The sequence below is a fragment of the Aliterella sp. E5.1 genome (assembly GCF_057473825.1).
This window is the reverse complement of sequence record NZ_JBYCCV010000516.1, coordinates 1-1,035: the sequence shown is the minus strand read 5'-3', so window position 1 is coordinate 1,035 and position 1,035 is coordinate 1. Positions and strand designations below refer to the sequence as shown.

2 protein-coding genes are annotated in these 1,035 nt (G+C 43.3%); one reads left to right on the top strand and one right to left on the bottom strand.

All coding sequences use genetic code 11. The annotated features are described in order from the left end of the window. Positions 1 to 124: 124 nt before the first annotated feature. Positions 125 to 355, bottom strand: coding sequence for a hypothetical protein (locus AC2VE5_RS28695; protein ID WP_486890907.1), 231 nt, complete (start codon positions 353 to 355; stop codon positions 125 to 127). Between the two features lie 218 nt (positions 356 to 573). Here AC2VE5_RS28695 and AC2VE5_RS28690 point away from each other — a divergent pair, with 218 nt between their 5' ends. Then, positions 574 to 741, top strand: a complete 168-nt coding sequence (locus tag AC2VE5_RS28690) for a hypothetical protein (protein WP_486890906.1) — start codon at positions 574 to 576, stop codon at positions 739 to 741. The last annotated feature ends 294 nt before the right edge of the window (positions 742 to 1,035 follow it).

Sequence of the window (1,035 nt, the reverse complement as noted above, 5' to 3'; positions counted from 1 at the left end):
TCTCCTTGAGGGCTTGCTGTAGATGAACGACTTGTTCCGACCTTAAAAAATTCTTGGCTGCTGGTGGCATAGTTACTTTGAATCAGCTTTACCTTTTTATTATGCAACTTTGATGCCGATTAGCTTAAACAGCAAAACTGACAATTAATAATTCTTGCTTTGCTTCGCGAATTAACTGTAACAATACTTGGTCAGTTCGACGTAGGGACGCAAATTCAGGATTAGGACCAGTCCAGACTAATTCTAGGGATAATTCTTGCTGCGCTTCTCGGTTGCAGTAGTCGGCGGTAGCTAAGGAACTTGCGATCGCCTTACTACTCAAATAGCTTGCCTCAAATTGCCAAGTGTCAATCAAATCCCTAAGCAAAACCCGCAAGCTTGCCTTGGGTAATTGGTCAGGGATAATTCTTTAGTTAGAGAAATACTAGAATGATTAAAACAAACAAGGGTTGGAAACAGAAATGGGGTCGAGCTTAATTAATTCACTTCAGGAAATACGAGATTTCCGCGCATCTCGTGGTAGACGTTATCCTCTTTGGTTGATTTGACTATTAGTAATCATGGGGACAATAAGTGGATGTAGGAGTTACTACGCACTCTTCAGACTTTGGGGTGCGCCATTACGGGGCAGTCAGCGAACAACTAGGACTAGGAGTGACTCGCCTACCATCAGACACTACTTTTCGTCGTATTTTACAGCAACTCGATTTTCAAACTTTGGCACAGCAGTTCGAGCAATAGGTGAACAGTGCATTCAATATCGAACCTGGGGAGTGGGTAGCAATAGACGGTAAGAGCATTATTGGAACAGTCATAGATTAAGGCACAGCTTACCAAAACTTCGTTTCTTTGGTTTCAATCCATAGCCATCAATCAGGGGTAGTGCTTGCCGCCCAACGGTTTGAATCGGGTGCGGTCAAAACCTGTTGGTTCTTGTACAGTAGCCATACTCGCAGCCTAACTATTTATTCTGCTGCTTGTTGATTTATTTATGCCCGCCTCATTTTGAAGTGCGCGTCATCTTCGCCTTCAACA